The sequence below is a fragment of the Brevundimonas aveniformis DSM 17977 genome (genome assembly GCF_000428765.1).
Classification (GTDB): Bacteria; Pseudomonadota; Alphaproteobacteria; order Caulobacterales; family Caulobacteraceae; genus Brevundimonas; species Brevundimonas aveniformis.
In genome coordinates this window covers 219,131-237,404 of sequence record NZ_AUAO01000003.1, presented here as the reverse complement: position 1 = coordinate 237,404, position 18,274 = coordinate 219,131, and the positions used below count along the sequence as shown (strand labels likewise).

Here is an 18,274-nt window from a genome sequence, read left to right as displayed (position 1 = left end):
CGCCAATCTCGATACAAAAAACAGACGCCCGCTCAGCGGCGCGTCCCCGCCGACCGCGCGCCGACTATGATCGTTGAAGGTTCGGCCCAATCTCAAGCCAACCCTTGCGGTCTTTGACATTGTGAGAAACGACCGAGATGCGATCGGCGGGGCCGGTTGGGGCTGTCCATCGCCGCACCCAGCCTATCGCCGGCCATAAATTATCGTCCACGGTGGAAACGCGACAAAAAAAGCCCCCGGGTCGCCCCGGAGGCCTGATCTTTCCGATTCAGATCGAGGGTTTAGCCCGGGATCTGATCCGCCGTGAAGAACTGGGCAATCTCGATGCCGGCGTTCTCGATCGAGTCCGACCCGTGGACCGAATTCTCTCCGATCGACAGGGCAAAGGCCTTGCGGATGGTTCCCTCGGCGGCTTCCTGCGGGTTGGTCGCGCCCATGACTTCGCGGTAGCGAGCCACGGCGTTGTCGCCTTCCAGCACCTGAACGACAACCGGCTCGGCGATCATCTGGCTGACCAGCTCGTTGTAGAACGGGCGGGCGGCGTGGACTTCGTAGAATTTCTTGGCCTGATCTTCGGTCAGGCGGATGCGACGCTGGCCGACAATGCGCAGGCCAGCGCCTTCGATCAGGGCGTTGACCGCGCCGGTCAGATTGCGGCGCGTGGCGTCGGGCTTGATGATCGAGAAGGTGCGTTCGGTCATGGGAGGTGACTTCTGGTTTGGGGTTTCAAGGTCGCGGGCTTATAGCGGCGCCCTCCCCGCTTTCCAACCCGCCGATTCAACCATGCTCCAGATCAAGGATCTGACCTTCTCCGCCTGGGGCCGCCCCTTTCTCGAAAAGGCGTCCGTCAGCGTCCCGCCCGGTGCCAAGGTCGGCCTGGTCGGCCGCAACGGCGTCGGCAAGTCCACCCTGTTCAAGCTGATTCTGGGTGAGTTGCAGGCCCCGGGCGATGAAATCAGCCTGCCCAAACAGGCGCGTATCGGCTCGGTCGATCAGGAACACCCGGCCACGCCCGTCACCCTGCTGGACACAATTCTCGAGGCCGACGAAGAGCGTCATACCCTCATGCAGCGGCTCGAAACGGCCGACCCCGAGGACATGGGCGAGATCTGGGAGCGCCTGATTTCCATCGACGCCGAAAGCGCGCCGGCGCGTGCCGCAGAAATCCTCGTCGGTCTGGGCTTTACGCAGGAAGACCTTGATCGACCGATGTCGGAGTTCTCAGGCGGCTGGCGGATGAGGGTGGCCCTCGCCGCAGCCTTGTTTGCGGAACCAGACATTCTGCTGCTGGACGAACCGACCAACTATTTGGACCTGGAAGGGGCTCTCTGGCTCGAGGCACGGCTTCGCAAATATCCGCATACTGCCATCATCATCAGCCACGACCGCGAGCTGCTGAACGCCTCCTGCACCCACATCCTGCACATGGCGAACCGGCGGCTTGAGCTCTACACCGGCGGCTACGATGCCTTCGAAAAGGCCCGCGCCGAAAAGCTCCGCCTTCTGGAAGCCACGCGCGCCAAACAGGACGCGGAACGTGCCCACCTGCAGGCCTTTGTCGACCGTTTCAAGGCCAAGGCCTCCAAGGCCGCCCAGGCCCAATCCCGCGTCAAGCGACTGGCCAAGATGCAGCCGATCAGCCTGCCACCCGAAGAGCGGGTTGCTCCCTTCACCCTGCCCTCGCCGCAGCGCCCACTGGCCCCGCCGCTGATCCGTCTTGAGAAAGCCGATGTCGGTTACGAGCCGGGCAAGCCGGTCCTCAGAAACCTCAACCTGCGTATGGATGAGGACGACCGCATCGGCCTGTTGGGCGTCAACGGTGCCGGCAAATCGACCTTCGCCAAGATGATCGCCGAGGCCCTCAAGCCGGAGAAGGGCGACTATCTTCATTCCGGCAAGATGAAGGTCGGCTGGTTCCACCAGCACCAGATCGAGGCGCTGGACCCCGACGATACGGCGCTGGAAATCATCCGCCGCGCCATGCCCGAGGCCTCCGAATCCAGCCGGCGTTCGCGCCTGGCCCAGTTCGGCCTGCCCTTCGAGAAGCAGGAAACTAAGGTCGAGAGCCTGTCGGGCGGAGAGCGCGCCCGCCTCCTGCTCAATCTCGTTGCCATGGAGGCCCCGCACGTCCTCATCCTCGACGAGCCGACCAACCACCTCGACATCGACAGCCGCCGCGCTCTGCTGGATGCGCTGAACGAGTATCAGGGCGCGGTGATCCTTATCACGCACGACCGGTCGCTCATGGAACTGGTAGCTGATCGCCTGTGGCTCGCCGCAGACGGCACGGTGAAGCCTTTTGACGGCGACATGGACGACTACGCCCGCTTCGTCATCGACCGCGCCAAGGCCGCGGGGGCCAAGCCCCGACAGGTCCAGGGTCCATCGCCCGAGCCGGTCGCTGGCCCCGCGCCGGTCAAGGCCTCCACGAAGGATGGTCCCTCGCCCTCAACCCTGCGCTTCGCTGCCAGAAAGGCCGAGGAGAAGATGGCGTCCCTGACGGCCCGCCTGGCCCGCATCGACGACGAACTGGCCAACGCCGCCGTCGCTAACCCGAAGGCGCTTGGCGATCTCAGCCGCGAACGCGCCAAGGTGCAGTCAGACCTCGACGCCGCCGAAGCCACCTGGATCGAAGCCGAGGAAGCCCTCGCCGAAGCCTAGACGCACTGAACCCGCTGAATGACGCCGGTATCCTCATCAAAGAAGATCGTCAGCCGGTCCCGCCGATAGTCCCGCGTCATCGGGCATTCCGTACAGACGAACCGGACATTGGCATCGGCTGGGAAGGTCACCGCTCCGCGATGACTGCCGATCAGCGATCGCGCCGCCTCGGCATCACACTGCCAAGCCCCGCCGCTCCCACCGTCACCGGTTGTCGGCGTCGCACAGGCCCCCAGAGCAACGGCCGCCACGATCATCCAGACCCGCATCAGCCGCAGCTCACGCTCTGGATGATCTCGGTGCGATCATCATAGACGATGTTCATCCGGCGCGGATTGTAGTCCATCGTCACGGCGCAGCTCGAACAGCTCACCCGCCAGGTCGCTCCAGGCGGCGTGGCCGGAATCTCTGATCGATGCCGGCCAATCAGAGTCTGGTGAACCGCAGCCCGGCATTGGTCATTTTCCGGCGGCACTGGATCCGGCCCGCCGATCTGAGGCGGCGGCGGCACCGGCACGCAGCCGGCTGCCAGGAAAAGCGATGACATCAACAGAATGGTCTTCATGGTCGATCTCCGGTCTATCCGCAGAACACTCGCTCAACCCGTCCTGTTTCGCGATTGTACAATATATTCAACCGATTTTCAGAATAATCTTCAGTCAACGGGCAAGTTGAACAGGTCACACGGCGATGCGTGATGTCAACAGGAACGGGTATCTCGGTGCGAGGTTGCCCGACAAGATACTGAAGGGCCGACGCCCCGCACTGATCGCTCACCGGGACGGCCGGAGCTGTGACGACCGCAACGACCGGCGGCGGGGTCGAAGCGCCGCCACAGGCCGCCAGGATCAGGGCCAAGGACGGCAAAACCCAGTGACTTATGCTGCTCTTGACCATGCCCCCTCCTCGTTCTGTCGCCAATAGGAGGCTTCGACGCCGCCCGCCTTCATAGACTTCCATTGCTGCCTAGCCTGGGTCAGGGCCACCTCGTCGCGCCCGTCGAACAGGATCAGACACCGCGCATACAGTTCGATCTCTCCCGGGTCTGCACCATCAACGATGAACAGCACCTGAGCACCATTGGGATTTGCCTCTGCCTCCTGCGTCAGCAGGATCGGCTGGTCCGCAGCGTGGTCCGCCCGGTCCGTTCCGTGAGGCAGGAAGGATTCGGCACGCCAGGTCCACAGCCTTTCATCAAGAGCCGCCAACAGCCCCGGATCTCGGACCCGCACCAACGCCCGCCAGCCGCGCGCCAGGGTCTTTTCGAGCAACCCCGGCAGGGCTTGATCAAGACTGGACTGTTCCAGATGGTAGAACCAGGCTTCAACCGCCGCGTCGCTCACAATCTCTCCTTGCGCCAGATATCATCAGTTTACGGGCCGCGTATCGTGTGCATCCTGCGCAAGCCACTGGGGAGCCGCAAGAGGCGACTCCACGCTGACGCCGTTTCACACCGTCTTTGGAGACTTCATCAATGATCGCTCGTCTTAGCGCTACCATTGCCGCAATCGCCCTGCTGGCAGGCCCCGCCATGGCTCAGGACTACAACCTCGACCCGACCTTTGGCCATCTCAACCTGGTGACGGGCTACGTCCCAGATCCGGCCGTCATCCCCATGATCGCCGGCGGCAGCATCGATGCCTCGGGCCTTGGCGGCCAGTGCGTCGGATTCATCGCCAATGAGCCAGACTTCCGGGTCAACTATGAAGCCGGCACCGACTTCCCGCTGATCATCTCGGCAGTATCCGATGAGGACACCACCCTGGTGGTCAATGCCGCCGACGGGTCCTGGCACTGCAACGACGACAGCGACGGACTGAACCCTGCGGTTGTCTTTGCTTCACCGATGTCCGGCCAGTACGACATCTGGGTCGGCGTCTATGGCGACGCGACGACGGCCCCCGCTGGCCTGTACATCTCGGAGATCACGACCGGGTCCGAATCCATGGGCGGCGGCGACCACTAGGCCCCTTTCCACGACTTGACCAAGTGCGCCGGGCCCTTAGCGGGAGCCCGGCGCTTCTTTTCTGAAGATCAGCCTTCGTATCGGTCCTGGACCATCTGGTTTAGCAGGCGCACCCCATAGCCGGTGGCTCCGTTCGGGACCGTCTCGATCTTCGAATCCTTGGTCCAGGCGGTCGGCGCGATGTCGATGTGGGCCCACGGCGTCTTGTTGACGAACCGCTGAAGGAAAAGGGCTGCGGTGATCGATCCACCGGAGCGACCGTTGCCCATGTTCTTCACGTCAGCGATCGGGCTGTCGATGTGGCGCTCGTAAGCCTCCGGCAACGGCATCCGCCATACGTTCTCTCCCGTCGGCGGTCCTGCAGCCAGAATGTTGTCGGCCAGCTTGTCATCATTCGAGAAGACACCGGCATATTCGAGGCCCAGCGACACGATCATGGCTCCGGTGAGGGTCGCCAGATCGATCATGAATTTGGGCTTGAAGCGATCCTGCGTGTACCAAAGCGCATCAGCCAGAACGAGACGGCCTTCAGCGTCGGTATTGATGACTTCGATGGTCTGGCCCGACATCGACTTGACGACATCACCAGGTCTTTGAGCGTTTCCGTCCGGCATGTTTTCGACCAGGCCGATCACGCCGACGGCATTGACCTTGGCCTTTCGTCCAGCCAGCGCGTGCATCAGGCCGGCGACCGCGCCGCCGCCGCCCATGTCCCACTTCATCTCCTCCATGCCTTCGGCAGGTTTGATGGAGATGCCGCCGGTATCGAAGCACACGCCCTTTCCTACAAACGCAATGGGGGGTTCTGACTTGGCACCACCATTCCAGCGCATGACCAGTAACTGGCTTTCGCGCGCACTGCCCTGACCGACGCCGAGCAGGCTGCCCATACCCAGCTTTTCCATTTCCTTCTCGCCCAGGACTTCGACGTCCAGGCCGATGGATTTCAGTGCCTTGCACCGCTCCACGAAGGATTGGGGATACAGGACGTTGGCGGGTTCCGAGACCAGGTCGCGGGTGAACATGATGCCATCCGCCAGAGCGTCCCAGCTCTTGGCGGCGGCCTTGGCGGCCTTGGGATCGGCACAGACGATTCTCACTGTCTGAATCGACGCCGTCTTCTCCGGCTTCAAGGTCGTCCGATACTTGTCAAAGCGATAGGCTGCCAGTCGAACCGCGAAGCCGGCGCGCGCCGCCGCCTCAGCCGAAAGCTGTGTCAGCTCAATTGCCAGGGTCTGGGCCCCTGACATCCTGGCCGCGTTAAAGGCATTGGCAGCGGCCGACTCGATCGCGAGATCGCGGAATTCCGATTCGCCTCCGGCACCGATCAACCATAGCTGGGTCGAGTCGGACGCGCCGCCCAGAAGGGCCGTCTGGCCCGCCTTGCCTGAAAATCTCCCCTGCCTCGACGCCCGCGTCACAGCCCCGCCGAGGGCCGCGTCCAAATCCCGAGCTGCAGACGAAAGCCTTGACTCTTCAAAGACTAACAAGGCTACAGCATCAGCGTCGCCGGCCTTGGCGACGAATTCGATCTTCATCTGAGGACTCCTGTCCGTTCGTAAGCCCGCCGAACGGCTAACGTAATCTCACGGCGGACATGGTGTTCGCCAACGAGCGTGATAAATGCCTCGCGCGGGCCTCGCCCGCAATGTCCGCTATGAAGATCATTGATCGCTATCTTTTCCGTCAGCTTGCCGTCCCAGTCATTGGTGCGATCGGGGCGCTGACGCTCGTGGTCATCCTGGGTCAGAGCCTGGGCCAGCTGGATCTGATTGTGGAGCGCGGACAAGGGGCCTGGACGCTGGCCAAGGTAACAGCGTTGGCCATGCCCCAGGTCGTCACCCTGATTCTGCCCATCGGCGTGCTTGTCGGTGCGCTGATGGCTTTGAACCGGCTCCATTCCGACCACGAGATCGTCGTCTGTTACGCGGGCGGGATGAGCCGCTGGGGCGTCATGGACTCCGCCATGCGGCTCGCGACCTTGATCGCCCTTGTCGCCCTGGCTTCAAACCTGTTCCTTCAGCCACTCGCCATGCAAGAAATGCGACGCGAACTTCACGCCGTAAGGGCAGATCTGGCCGCGATCCTCGTGCGCGAGGGCGAGTTTGTGGAAGGCGCTCCGGGCCTGACCGTCTACGCCCAGCGCGTGGACCAGAACGGCCTGCTGAAGAACCTCTTCATCCACATCGAACGTCCTGACGGTGCCACCCTGTATGACGCGGAGGAAGGCCGGATTACCAATCTCGATGGACGACCGGTGATCATCCTGTCGAACGGGTCGTCGTCAGAGTTCTCGCAGGCTGGCGTGCTCAACTACCTGTCCTTCGATGACTATGTCGTGGAATTGGGGGGCTATGCGATTTCGACCGGTACGCTGCACTACAAGGAATCAGACCGCTGGCTGTCCGACCTTCTGTTCCCCAACCCGTCCAATGAATGGGAAACAGGCAACCGGCTGAAGCTGTTGGCCGAGGCCCATGCGCGATTGGCCGGGCCCCTCTACGTTTTGGCCTTCATGGCTGTCGCGATTTCCGCCGTGCTGGGCGGGAGCTTCAGCCGCACCGGCTATTCCCGGCGGATTGCTATCGCCGTGGCTGTGGCAATCTCAGTGCGGCTTCTGGGTTTCGCCGCTGTGTCGGCCTGCGGCTCAAGCGGGTGGCTCAATATTCTACAGTATCTATTACCCCTGGGCCTCATGTGGCTCGCGCTCAAGCCCATGTTCAAACAAAGAATTCGACGCTTTGTTGAGATCGGCGCGGGTCGCAGGCGCCTCCTCGGAGGGCTGCAGGCATGAGACGCAGAGGCGCACGGCTTCCCGGAGGCATGCCTAGCTGGCAGGGTCGACTAACCAGTATCGAACGCTATGTCCTGTTGCGTACCTTGCGTTCGGTTGTCGGTGCCTTGGCGATCATCTCCGCGGTGATCATGCTGATCGACTTCGTGGAAATCTCCCGGGACATCGGCGGTCGGGTCGATGTCTCGGTCTTCGGCCTTGCCGGGCTGATGTTGATGAAGTCTCCCTCCGTCATCCTGCAGCTGCTGCCATTTGTGTTCCTGTTCGGAACGCTGGCGGCCTTTGTTGGCCTGAACCGCCGGAGCGAGCTGGTCGCCATGCGCGCGGCGGGCGTTTCCGCCTGGCGCTTCATTTTCCCGGCTGCCGGTGCCGCCCTGGTCGTAGGTGTGATTACGATCACGGTCCTCAACCCCGTGGCATCCTGGCTCGATGGTCAATACCAGGCGCGCTCGAACGCCTTGCTGCAAACACGCGAAGGGTTGGCCCCGGAAACCTCAGTGGTTTGGGTTCGCCAGGGTGACGGTCGAAATCAGGTCGTGGTTCGCGCGCAGGAGCGAAACGCCGAGACATCGGAACTGCTCGGTGTCTCGATGTTCATCTACACCACGGGAGCGGACGGTCGGCGCGACTTCGAACGCCGCATCGAGGCGGAATCAGCCCGGCTGGTCCCTGGTGCCTGGGAACTGACGAATGCCCGCGAGGCAGCAGCCGGCGAACAGGCGGTCAGCTATGCGACCCTGTCGATCCGATCCAACCTGACGCCGGACAAGGCATTTGAAGGTTTTGCCCAGCCGCGAAGCACGCCCTTCTGGCGTCTGCCCAGTCTGATATCCACCATCGAGGCTGCGGGCTTTTCGGCGACCCAGTACCGCTTACGGCTTCAGGAGTTGCTGGCGACACCGTTGATGTTCGCTGCCATGTCCATTCTGGCGGCGGCCTTCTCTTTGCGGCTGATGCGCCTGGGCGACATGCCCTTCATGGTCGTCTCGGCTATCGGGCTTGGCTTTGTCTTCTATTTCCTTAGCGCTCTGATGCGAGCCCTTGGCGAGTCCGAGGTGCTCCCACCAAGTGCCGCAGCCTGGATTCCCCCCTTGCTGGTCGTCCTGTCAGCCTTCACCTTGCTCTGCTACACCGAAGACGGCTAACCCGGGGACAGGATTATTTTGGGACGCCATGCGCAGTTCTGACGCCAACACCGTTGGTCCAAGGCTCCGGGCCGGGCTGCTCGCTGGAATCAGCGCAGCGGTCTTTAGTCTGCTGGCCGCGCCTACCCTGGCTCAGGAGGCCCCCGCCCCTGATCGTCAGATTGCCGAAACGGTCGGGCCAGACGGCTTGTCCGCCGAGGGTCTGTTCATCGAGGCCAACTCGATTGCCCACAATCAGGATACCGACGAGATCGTTGCCATCGGTGCCGTAGAGGCCCGCTATCAAGGCCGGCTGATCCGCGCGGATCAGGTCAACTACATCATGCAAACCGGATTGCTGTCCGCGACCGGTAACGCTCAGCTGATCAATCCCGATGGCACCGTCCAGTACGCCGACACCCTCGAGCTTGATGACGAGCTTCGCGCCGGATACGCGACTGGCTTCTCGGCCCGGCTCGAAAACAACATCAAGATTTCCTCCGCGACGGCGGTGCGGCGTTCCGAAACCGTGAACGAGCTACACAACGCCATCTTCACGCCTTGCGATATCTGCGATTCCGAAGGCGATCCGTCCGAGCCCACCTGGTCGATCCAGGCCGACACAGTCGTCCAAGACCAGGACAACGCGATCGTCTTCTACCGGAACGCGGTCATCCGCGTGGCCGGCGTGCCGATCTTCTACTCGCCGATTTTTTGGCATCCCGACCCGACCGCCGAACGCCAATCCGGTCTGCTGATCCCGACCGTTTCCAGTTCAAATGGCCGAGGATTCTCCTATGAGCAGCCCTATCTGTGGGTGATCTCGCCGCATCAGGATGTCATCGTCAGCCCCCAGATTAACAGCTCGGTGAATCCACTCCTGAATCTGGATTGGCGGCGTCGCTTCTATTCGGGCGAGGCCCGTATCCGTGGCGGCTACACCCATGAACGGCTCTTTGGGAATGTCGACGTCGATACCGGACCGGGGGTCGACTTCGACAACACCCGCTACGGTCGCGCCGAATCTCGTGGCTATGTCTTGGGCAGCGGGACCTTCGACATCAATCAGGACTGGCGCTGGGGTTTCACGGTCGAACATGCAACCGATCCGACCCTGTTCGACCGCTACGACATTGAAGAGGTCTTCCAGGATCGCGGCCTGTTCCGGGCGGACGATCGCCGGCTGATCAACCAGATCTACGTCGAAAGACAGACGGATCGGTCGTATTTCTCCGCAGCGATTCTCGCGTTCCAATCGCTCCGCGTGATCGGCATTGATACCGTCACCTATAACGCCGGTGACGCACGCGGCCTGATCTTCGAGAATGACGATACCTTGCCGATCGTCGGACCCATGATCGACTTCCGCTGGGAACCGGAAAGTTCAATTTTGGGTGGCCGCCTGAGGCTTCGCGGGTCTGCCGTTGCCCTGTTCCGCGAAGACTACGTCGGATCTCCGGTCATTTCTCCGACCTACCTGCCACCGCCCGGACCTACGGCGGGCCTTCCAGGCGTCGACAGCGGCCGCGCCTCCTTCGAGGCAGACTGGCGACGGATCATTACGACTGATTTCGGCCTGCGGATCGAGCCGTTCATGAGCTCTAGAGCTGATTTCTACACCGTCGACGATCTGCCGACCGGGCCAACGGACGCCGTTGAAATTTCCCGCTTCAACGCAACGCTCGGTCTGGACCTGCGTTACCCGCTTATCCGACGGTTTGCCGGCGGCTCGGTCATCATCGAGCCCATGGCGCAAATCGCGATCTCTCCCGAAGCGGACATCGACCCTCGCATTCCCAACGAGGACAGCCAGATCGTCGAGCTGGACCAAACGACCCTGTTCCAGGACAACAAGTTTCCAGGCTACGACCTCTATGAAGGTGGGCTGCGCGCCAGCTTGGGCATGCGTTTCGCGGCCGAATGGGCTGATGGCCGCAATGCCAGCCTGTTTCTCGGTCGCATGTTCAGGGCAGAGGAAGAAACGGGCTACCGTCGGCAGGTAACGGGCGCGCCTCCAGGAACGCTCTACGATCCCACAGGGATTTCTGAAACGTCCTCAGACTGGGTGGTGGCCGCAACGGCCCAGCCCCTGCCGGGCGTATCAGGCTGGGCGCGGGCCAGGCTCGATGACAATCTGAACCTGCGTCAGGCTGAAGTCGGAATGAGTGCCAGCTTCAGGCAATCTGACTATGTCTCCGTGCGCTACATTTCGGATCAGTCGGACCCCTCACCTCTGGGGAACGCCAACTATGAGAACATCCAGGTTTCTGGACAGGTCTTCGTCGTTGGTGACTGGGGCGTCACCTTCAATGCTACGCGCGACCTTAGCCAGGAGCTCTGGAGGCGGTCGGAGATAGGCCTACTTTACGAAGATGAGTGCCTGCGCCTAGAAATTCTCTACGAGCGCAATGAAGACCTGTTCGCAGGCCGCGGCGTCCGATCGTCTGAAGGCGTTTCCGTACGCCTAATCCTCGCCACATTGGGCGGTTCAAGGTAAGAGGCGCTCATGTTGTTCGAACGCCGTCCGACGGCTCAATCCGTGTTCACCCCGCTTGTCGGAAAAGGAATAACCTCCCCAATGCGTTGGATGCTCTCTGCAGGCGCAGTCGCCCTTGCGCTGTCCATGTCACAACCCGTTCTTGCGCAAGCTGCGACGCAACCTGGGCAAGCGCAAGCCGGTGCGACCCCCGCGCCTCAGTTCACCCTCTCTGAAGGCGTCGCGGTCACGGTCAACGATGACCTCATCACCAGCTACGATCTTCGGCAACGTATGCTGTTTCTGATCTTCACGTCCCAGATTCAGGCCACGCCGGAAAACCTGCCGGCAATCCAGCAACAAGCCCTGCGGGCGCTGGTCGATCAACAGCTCCAGTCACAGGAACTGGAACGTTACGAAGTCGAGATTACCGACGCCATGATCGACTCCGAGATCGAAAGCATGGCGCAAGGTAGTGGTTCATCCGCAGCACAGATGCTGGCCGCTATGCAGCAATTCGGAATTCAGCCGAGTAGCTTTCGTGAAAAAGTCCGCGTCGACATGGGATGGGGCATGTTGGTAGGTGGTCGCTATCGGGATCGCGCCCGGGTCGGCTCCGATCAGATCAATGCCGTGCTGGAACGCATTGAGGATGCCGCCAGCCGGCCGCAGTGGCTTCTCGGCGAAATCTACATCGACGCTGCAACGGTGGGCGGCATGGATGTCGCGATGAACGGTGCGCGGCATCTGGTTCAGCAGCTCCTCCAGGGGGCCCCCTTCCCCGCCGTAGCGCAGCAGTTCTCCTCAGCGCCGTCCGCCGCCGCCGGAGGCGATGCCGGTTGGGTCATCGAGGGAGAGTCCCCCGCCCAGGTCCAGGCCGCGCTCGATCAGATGAACCCAGGCCAGCTCTCAAACCCGATCCCGGTGGATGGTGGTGTCTACATTGTCCTGGTTCGCGATGAGCGTACCGGATCGGTTTCGACGATGGCCAGCCTTCGCCAAGCCGGCATCCGTCTAGCACCAGGAGCCTCGGAGGCCCAGGTGGCCGAGGCGACGGCGACGCTGAACCGCCTTCGTGATAGCGGCCTGACCTGCGACAACATCGTGTCGCGTGCCAATCAGACACCGGGCGTCGTCGGGTCCGAATTGGGTGAAGCGAACGTCGCCGATCTGACCTCTCCGTTTCAGGAGATCGCGCGCTCGGCCGCTGTGGGCTCTGTCAGCACCCCTCAACGGTCCGAGCAGGGCCTTCATCTGGTCGCGATGTGTGGACGGCGCAGCGCCAGTGACCAGATCCCTTCGCGCGAGGACATCGAGCGGGAACTCGGCAGTCAGCAGTTGAACATGCTGGCACGGCGTTACATACGCGATCTGCGCAACGCGGCGACGATCGAAGCGCCCAACTCCGACACCTAGTGCGATGACAGCGATCCCGCTCGCCCTCAGCCTGGGCGACCCGGCAGGGATCGGCCCGGAGATCATCGCCAAGGCCTGGCAAACGTCAGGTCAAGGCGACCCTGCGTTCTTCGTGGTGGGAGATGCCGGCCTGCTCTCGGAGCAGGAGGTTCGAGTCCAGGTGATCGACACCCCCGACCAGACCCTCGATGTCTTCTCGGCGGCGATCCCGGTACTTGACCGCCCTTGCCGCGTTCGCCCGACACCGGGGCGGGCCTCTCCCGAGAACGCAGATGCCGTCATAGGCTGGATTGCCGAGGCCGTTGATCTGTCGGTGCGCGGCCAGGCAGGCGGCATTGTGACCTGTCCAATCGCCAAGGCCCCGCTTTATCAGGCCGGATTCCGGTTTCCTGGGCATACCGAATTCATCGCCGACCTAACCCAGGCTGTGCCCTTTGAATCCGCGCGCGGCCCGGTGATGATGCTGACGGCGCTGGATCTGAGGGTGTCGCTGGTGACGATTCATGTGCCCCTCAACGAGGTGGCCGAACTGGTGACTGTGGAGCGGGTCATGCGAACAGCGCGCGTCACCCACGAAGCCGTCAGGCGTGATCTGGGTATCGACACCCCCAGGCTTGCCCTGGCCGGGCTTAACCCCCATGCGGGCGAAGGGGGTGCGATCGGGCTTGAAGAACGCAACATTCTTGTTCCGGCCGCCGAGCGGCTCCGAGCTGAGGGAATCCAGATCACCGACCCCTTGCCGCCGGACACGATGTTTCACGCGGAGGCCCGCTCCCGCTACGATGCGGCGATCTGCCTCTATCACGACCAGGGACTGATCCCGGTGAAGACCCTCGATTTCTGGGGCGGCGTAAATGCCACGCTCGGCTTGCCCATCATCCGCACCTCGCCGGATCACGGCGTCGGCTTTGATATCGCCGGAAAAGGGATCGCCCGACCTGATAGCCTGATCGCTGCGATCCGTCTGGCTGGCGACATGTCTCAACGGCGCGCCGCGGCATGAGCGACCTGGCCCCTCTGCGCGACGTTCTGGAGGCCCATGGCCTGTCTGCCGATAAACGGTTCGGCCAGCACTTCTTGCTCGACCTGAATATTACGCGAAAGATTGCTCGATTGGCCGGTCCCTTTGAGGGCGATGTGGTCATCGAAGTCGGCCCGGGGCCGGGCGGGCTGACGCGGGCGCTGCTGGAGACTGACGCCGAACACGTCATCGTGGTCGAGAAGGACCGGCGCTTTATCCCCCTCCTCCAGGAACTGGCGGACTCCTGCGACGGTCGCCTGACCGTCATTGAGGGTGATGCCCTCAAGGTGAACGAGCTGGAGCTGCTCAAGGGTCGCACCGGTCACCTGGTTTCCAACCTGCCCTACAATGTCGGCACGCCGCTATTGATCAAATGGCTGACCGGGCCGTGGCGGCCGAAATCCCTGACCCTGATGTTCCAGAAGGAAGTCGCTGACCGCGTTGCTGCGCCGGCGGGGTCGGACGCCTATGGTCGGCTCAGCGTGATCTCCCAGGCCGTTTGCGAGGCACGTGTCGTCATGGATCTTCCCGCTCGCGCCTTCACTCCGCCGCCCAAGGTCGCCTCCGCCGTCGTCCGCCTCGACCCGCGCCCCGACCCGCCGTCGACCGGCATGCTACAGGCCCTCGAGAAGGTGACCGCCGCCGCGTTTGGTCAGCGTCGCAAGATGCTCCGCTCCAGCCTGAAGTCCCTTGGCGGCGCGTCACTGTGCGAAGCGGCCGGCATCAGTCCAGAGGCACGGGCAGAGGTGATCGGTGTAGCGGGGTTTTTGCGATTGGCCGAGGCCAGCCGGTCCTAGCCCTCGACCTCTTCCGCCAACAGCCCGCCGACAAAATCTCCGACCCAGGGATTGCGCGTCCGCTTCAGGCGCTCGGCATGGAAGATGTGCGCCAGGTCGGCGTAAGCCCGGTCAAAATCGTCGTTGAGCAGGACGTAGTCAAAGGTATTCCAGCCGGACACCTCTTCCTTGGCCCGCGAAATCCGCTTGCGGATGACGTCCTCGGAATCCTGTGACCTAGCTGTCAGGCGACGCCGCATTTCAGCCAGGGACGGCGGCAGCAAATAGACCAGCACCGAATCTTCCGGCAGTTGGGCCGCAATCGTCTTGGCCCCATGGTCGTCGATATCGAACAGGGCGCTTTGTCCCCGCTCCAGCGCCGCCATGATCGGAGCCTTGGGGCTACCGTAGCGGTTCCCGTAGACCTCGGCCCATTCGAGGAAGGCGTCTTCCTCGACCATCTGATCAAAGGTCGACCGGTCCACAAAATGATAGTCGCGCGCGTCGTGCTCACCCGGACGCGGCTCCCGCGTCGTATAGGACAGCGACAGATGCAGGTCCGGGTGATCGGCAATGAGACGCCGAGTCAGACTGGTCTTGCCGACACCCGATGGGGCCACGACCATCAGCAACAGGCCGCGTCGGGGGGATTGGCTCGCCTGACCGTCACTCGACATTCTGCACCTGCTCCTTGAGTTGCTCGATGGTGGCTTTGAGGTCCAAGCCTGCCGAGGTCAAGGCAAGCGTAGCGGACTTCGAACACAAAGTGTTGGCCTCACGCAGGAACTCCTGGGTCAGAAAGTCCAACCGTCGACCGACGCTCCCTCCATCGCGGACAAGCGCACGGCCCGATGCCGTGTGAGCATCGAGGCGATCAAGCTCCTCACGCACATCGGCACGCGCCGCCATGATGGCCGCCTCTTGGAAAACGCGCTCCTCCAGGCCCGCCGATCCGTCCGTCAGTTCCTCGACACGCCGGGCAAAACGCTCGCGGATGGCCGTCGTCTGAGCCTCGGCCTCCGCACGGGCCTGCTGGGTCAAGGCTTCAATCTGATCGAGGAATCCCTCGATCAACGGCTTGAGCCGGGCCCCCTCGTCTCGCCGGGCCTCCAGCAAGCCATCCATTGCGTTCGCCAGACTGGCCAACACCGCCGAATGAACCTGGCTCAGATCCGCGTCGTCCGTGTCGGACGCCTCGACCACCCCGCGCAGTGACAGAAGCCCATCGGCGCGCGGAGGCTGAGCGCCCTTAGAAACCAACACCTCTGCGGCCGCCAGATAGGCGTCCAACACGGGCTGATTGATCTTAAATTCGAGGGACTGCTCGGATCGACGGGTCAGAATAGTCGCGCCAATCTGACCGCGCTGAAACCGGCTCTGGGCCGCTTCACGCACCTGTCGGTCCATGCCTTCGAACCCCAGCGGGGTCTTGGCTCTTACCTCCAGCGACCGTCCGTTGACCGAGCGGACCTCGACTGTCCAGGCCCAGTCGCCCAGCGCGCCCTCGGCACGCCCAAACCCCGTCATACCCGAGAGGGGGAGGCTCATGGCACCGAGGTTTGGTCAGCCGCGGCACCCTCGCTCGGGGCGGACGGGCTAGCCGGCGATTCAGGCGTCGCCACGGCTTCGCCCGGCACCGCGGCGCGCGCGCGCTCAATCTGCCGCCAGCGGGCGACGTTTTGCAGATGCTCTTGGTAGCTAGGCGCGAAGATATGCCCTCCGGTCCCGTCCGCCACAAAGAACAGGTCGCGCGTGGCCGGCGGATTGAGCACGGCCTCAATCGCCTGACGCCCGGGATTGGCGATCGGCGTCGGCGGCAAGCCGGTGATCTGGTAGGTGTTGTAGGGCGTTTGACGCGCCAGTTCGGATCGACGCAGCCCCCGGCCCAGAGGCCGTCCGCCAGACACACCGTAGACGACCGTTGGATCGCTCTCCAGGCGCATGCCCAACCGCATCCGGTTGACAAAAACAGCCGCAACCCGAGGCCGTTCTTCGGCAAGCCCCGTCTCTTTTTCAACGACCGAGGCGAGAATCACCGCCTGTTCGGGCGTCGAGAACGGAAGGCCCTGGGCACGGGTCGGCCAGAGTTCTTCCATCAGGGCGACCTGCGCCGCCTGCATCCGCGCAATCACCGACTGCCGCGTTTCGCCACGGGTTACCTCGTAGGTATCCGGCAACAGCGACCCTTCTGCCGGGATCTCGTCGATCGTTCCGGTCAGCACCTCCTCCGCATTCAGAATGTCGATGGCCTGGGCCACCGACCACCCTTCCGGGATGGTGACGAAGTGCCGAGCCACGTCGCCGGACCGAAGCGTCTCCAGGACCTCGGCCAGAGAGGCGCGGCTTTCAATCCGATACTCTCCGGCGCGTAGCCCTCGATCCGCCCCCGTCAGCTGTGCAGCGACACGAAAGGCCGTCGCGGATCGGACGACACCGGCCTCAGCCAAGGTGCCGGCGATCTCACTGACCCCGGCTCCCGAACGCAGAACGACGACGGTGTCGTCGCCCTGGCGAGCCGCCGGCCCGTCCGACGTATAGCTGGCAAAGCCCCAGGCCAGGGCCGCGATCAGCAAGAGCGCCGCCGTTGCCAGGGCACTCAGCACGCCCGCCTTCAACGCTGAACCACTCATGCAATCTTCTTGAAGATGACCGCGGCATTGGTGCCGCCAAAGCCGAAGGAATTCGACATTGCCACGTCAATCGCCATCGGTTTCGCCGCATTGGCGCATAGATCGAGTGGCGTCTCGAACTCCGGGTCCTCCAGATTGATCGTCGGTGGTGCGACCTGATCGCGGATCGCCAGCACACTGAAGGCGGCCTCAATCGCGCCGGCCGCTCCCAGCAGATGCCCGGTCATGGACTTGGTCGACGACATCGCGGCAGTCTTCGCCTGATCGCCCAACAGCCGCTCGACGGCCCGCAACTCAATCCCGTCCGCCATGGTCGAGGTGCCATGGGCGTTGACGTAATCAATGTCCGACGCCTCCAATCCAGCGTTCTTCAGGGCCGCCTTCATCGCCCGGAAGCCACCGTCACCGTCTTCAGAGGGGGCGGTGATGTGATAGGCGTCGCCCGACAGGCCATAGCCCGCTACCTCGGCGTAGATCTTGGCTCCGCGCGCCTTGGCGTGCTCATACTCCTCCAGCACCAGGATCCCGGCACCCTCGCCCATGACAAAGCCGTCCCGGCCCCGGTCATAGGGTCGCGAGGCCTTCTCAGGCGTCTCATTATAGCTGGTGCACAGCGCCCGGCAGGCGACGAAGCCGGCCACCCCGATCGGCACGATGGAGCTTTCCGCCCCGCCGGCCACCATGACGTCTGCGTCGCCGTAGGAAATCAGCCGCGCCGCGTCGCCGATGGCGTGGGCCCCGGTGGCGCAGGCCGTCACCACCGCATGGTTCGGTCCCTTCAGCCCGTGCCGGATCGACACCTGGCCGCTGGCCAGATTGATCAGGGCCGAGGGGATGAAGAACGGGCTAATCCGGCGCGGCCCCTCCTCTTTCAGCTTGATGGCCGTATCGGCAACCGGGCCGAGGCCTCCGATCCCCGAACCGATCATGACGCCGGTGCGTTCTTTGTCCTCTTCGCTCTCGGGGTGCCAGTTGGCATCATCAAGGGCCTCATCGGCGGCGGCGATGGCGTAGATGATGAAGTCGTCGACCCGCTTACGCTCCTTGGACGACAGCACCTTTTCGGGATCGAACGAGCCTTCGACGTCCGGTCCGCCGCCGCCCCGCCCGTCAACGCTCGGGATTTCGCCCGCGATGGTGCAGCCGTAGCCCTCAGGGTCAAAACAGGTGATCTGGCCGATGCCCGACTGGCCTTCCAGAATTCGCTTCCAGGTGATCTCGCGCCCCGCACCCAGCGGGGTCAGCAATCCGATGCCCGTGACGACGACGCGGCGCATGGCGGCTCCTGCCTCAGTTGAATCTCCACGGCGAACATAAAGTCCGCCGGGCCGCACGGCTAGGCCTTGGTGCCAAACGAAAAACGACCGCCCGGGTGGCCCCGGACGGTCGCAATCTCTTGCTCGAAGATCG

The 18,274-nt window shown here is 63.2% G+C and carries 17 protein-coding genes; 8 read left to right on the top strand and 9 right to left on the bottom strand.

What is annotated here, in order from left to right:
- Nucleotides 1–281: 281 nt before the first annotated feature.
- Complete coding sequence (ndk, locus tag G391_RS0109660; protein WP_029087339.1) at nucleotides 282–701, bottom strand: nucleoside-diphosphate kinase; 420 nt, start codon at nucleotides 699–701, stop codon at nucleotides 282–284.
- An 82-nt stretch (nucleotides 702–783) separates the two neighbouring features.
- Here ndk and G391_RS0109655 point away from each other — a divergent pair, with 82 nt between their 5' ends.
- Entirely contained in the window at nucleotides 784–2,661 is a 1,878-nt protein-coding gene (locus tag G391_RS0109655) for an ABC-F family ATP-binding cassette domain-containing protein (RefSeq protein WP_029087338.1), read from the top strand.
- Here G391_RS0109655 and G391_RS14485 read toward each other — a convergent pair.
- The 3 genes from G391_RS14485 to G391_RS0109635 all read right to left on the bottom strand — a co-directional run bounded on the left by G391_RS14485 (nucleotide 2,658) and on the right by G391_RS0109635 (nucleotide 4,004).
- Complete coding sequence (locus tag G391_RS14485; RefSeq protein WP_029087337.1) at nucleotides 2,658–2,930, bottom strand: hypothetical protein; 273 nt, start codon at nucleotides 2,928–2,930, stop codon at nucleotides 2,658–2,660. The genes G391_RS0109655 and G391_RS14485 overlap by 4 nt on opposite strands.
- Nucleotides 2,930–3,226: a hypothetical protein gene (locus G391_RS0109645; protein ID WP_029087336.1), complete on the bottom strand. Its 297-nt coding sequence runs from the start codon at nucleotides 3,224–3,226 to the stop codon at nucleotides 2,930–2,932. Before G391_RS0109645 ends, G391_RS14485 begins: the two co-directional genes overlap by 1 nt.
- A 313-nt stretch (nucleotides 3,227–3,539) precedes the next feature.
- Complete coding sequence (locus tag G391_RS0109635; protein WP_029087334.1) at nucleotides 3,540–4,004, bottom strand: DNA polymerase III subunit chi; 465 nt, start codon at nucleotides 4,002–4,004, stop codon at nucleotides 3,540–3,542.
- A 131-nt stretch (nucleotides 4,005–4,135) separates the two neighbouring features.
- Between G391_RS0109635 and G391_RS14480 the strand changes: the two genes are divergently transcribed.
- The gene (locus G391_RS14480; RefSeq protein ID WP_035304227.1) at nucleotides 4,136–4,627 is read left to right on the top strand and encodes a putative NADH:ubiquinone reductase complex subunit; all 492 of its coding nucleotides are present in this window, start codon (nucleotides 4,136–4,138) and stop codon (nucleotides 4,625–4,627) included.
- A gap of 68 nt (nucleotides 4,628–4,695) precedes the next feature.
- Here the strand turns inward: G391_RS14480 and G391_RS0109625 are convergent, their stop codons facing one another.
- Nucleotides 4,696–6,165: a leucyl aminopeptidase gene (locus G391_RS0109625; protein WP_029087333.1), complete on the bottom strand. Its 1,470-nt coding sequence runs from the start codon at nucleotides 6,163–6,165 to the stop codon at nucleotides 4,696–4,698.
- Nucleotides 6,166–6,284: 119 nt separating this feature from the next.
- Between G391_RS0109625 and G391_RS0109620 the strand changes: the two genes are divergently transcribed.
- From G391_RS0109620 to rsmA, 6 genes are all read left to right on the top strand, one after another.
- On the top strand, nucleotides 6,285–7,421 hold the full coding sequence (locus G391_RS0109620) for an LptF/LptG family permease (RefSeq protein WP_029087332.1): 1,137 nt from the start codon (nucleotides 6,285–6,287) through the stop codon (nucleotides 7,419–7,421).
- A gap of 29 nt (nucleotides 7,422–7,450) precedes the next feature.
- A complete protein-coding gene (gene lptG / locus G391_RS0109615) occupies nucleotides 7,451–8,566 on the top strand; it encodes an LPS export ABC transporter permease LptG (RefSeq protein WP_029087331.1) in 1,116 nt (371 codons plus the stop codon).
- 28 nt (nucleotides 8,567–8,594) lie between these two features.
- A complete protein-coding gene (locus G391_RS0109610) occupies nucleotides 8,595–11,042 on the top strand; it encodes an LPS-assembly protein LptD (protein ID WP_029087330.1) in 2,448 nt (815 codons plus the stop codon).
- 126 nt (nucleotides 11,043–11,168) lie between these two features.
- Nucleotides 11,169–12,437: a peptidylprolyl isomerase gene (locus tag G391_RS0109605; protein WP_245572075.1), complete on the top strand. Its 1,269-nt coding sequence runs from the start codon at nucleotides 11,169–11,171 to the stop codon at nucleotides 12,435–12,437.
- Nucleotides 12,438–12,441: 4 nt separating this feature from the next.
- A complete protein-coding gene (gene pdxA, locus G391_RS0109600) occupies nucleotides 12,442–13,440 on the top strand; it encodes a 4-hydroxythreonine-4-phosphate dehydrogenase PdxA (protein WP_029087328.1) in 999 nt (332 codons plus the stop codon).
- A complete protein-coding gene (gene rsmA, locus G391_RS0109595) occupies nucleotides 13,437–14,255 on the top strand; it encodes a 16S rRNA (adenine(1518)-N(6)/adenine(1519)-N(6))-dimethyltransferase RsmA (protein WP_029087327.1) in 819 nt (272 codons plus the stop codon). Before pdxA ends, rsmA begins: the two co-directional genes overlap by 4 nt.
- On the opposite strand, the gene gmk is transcribed toward rsmA, so the two are convergent.
- From gmk to fabF, 4 genes are read right to left on the bottom strand one after another with little or no spacing between them, the layout of a single operon-like run.
- Complete coding sequence (gene gmk, locus G391_RS0109590; protein ID WP_029087326.1) at nucleotides 14,252–14,911, bottom strand: guanylate kinase; 660 nt, start codon at nucleotides 14,909–14,911, stop codon at nucleotides 14,252–14,254. The genes rsmA and gmk overlap by 4 nt on opposite strands.
- Complete coding sequence (locus G391_RS0109585) at nucleotides 14,901–15,782, bottom strand: YicC/YloC family endoribonuclease (RefSeq protein WP_029087325.1); 882 nt, start codon at nucleotides 15,780–15,782, stop codon at nucleotides 14,901–14,903. The genes gmk and G391_RS0109585 overlap by 11 nt, the downstream gene beginning before the upstream one ends.
- Nucleotides 15,779–16,864 carry an endolytic transglycosylase MltG gene (gene mltG, locus G391_RS14475; RefSeq protein WP_084169210.1) on the bottom strand — a complete coding sequence of 362 codons (1,086 nt, stop codon included), beginning with the start codon at nucleotides 16,862–16,864 and terminating at the stop codon, nucleotides 15,779–15,781. Before mltG ends, G391_RS0109585 begins: the two co-directional genes overlap by 4 nt.
- Entirely contained in the window at nucleotides 16,861–18,141 is a 1,281-nt protein-coding gene (fabF, locus tag G391_RS0109575; RefSeq protein ID WP_029087324.1) for a beta-ketoacyl-ACP synthase II, read from the bottom strand. Before fabF ends, mltG begins: the two co-directional genes overlap by 4 nt.
- Nucleotides 18,142–18,274 lie beyond the last annotated feature (133 nt).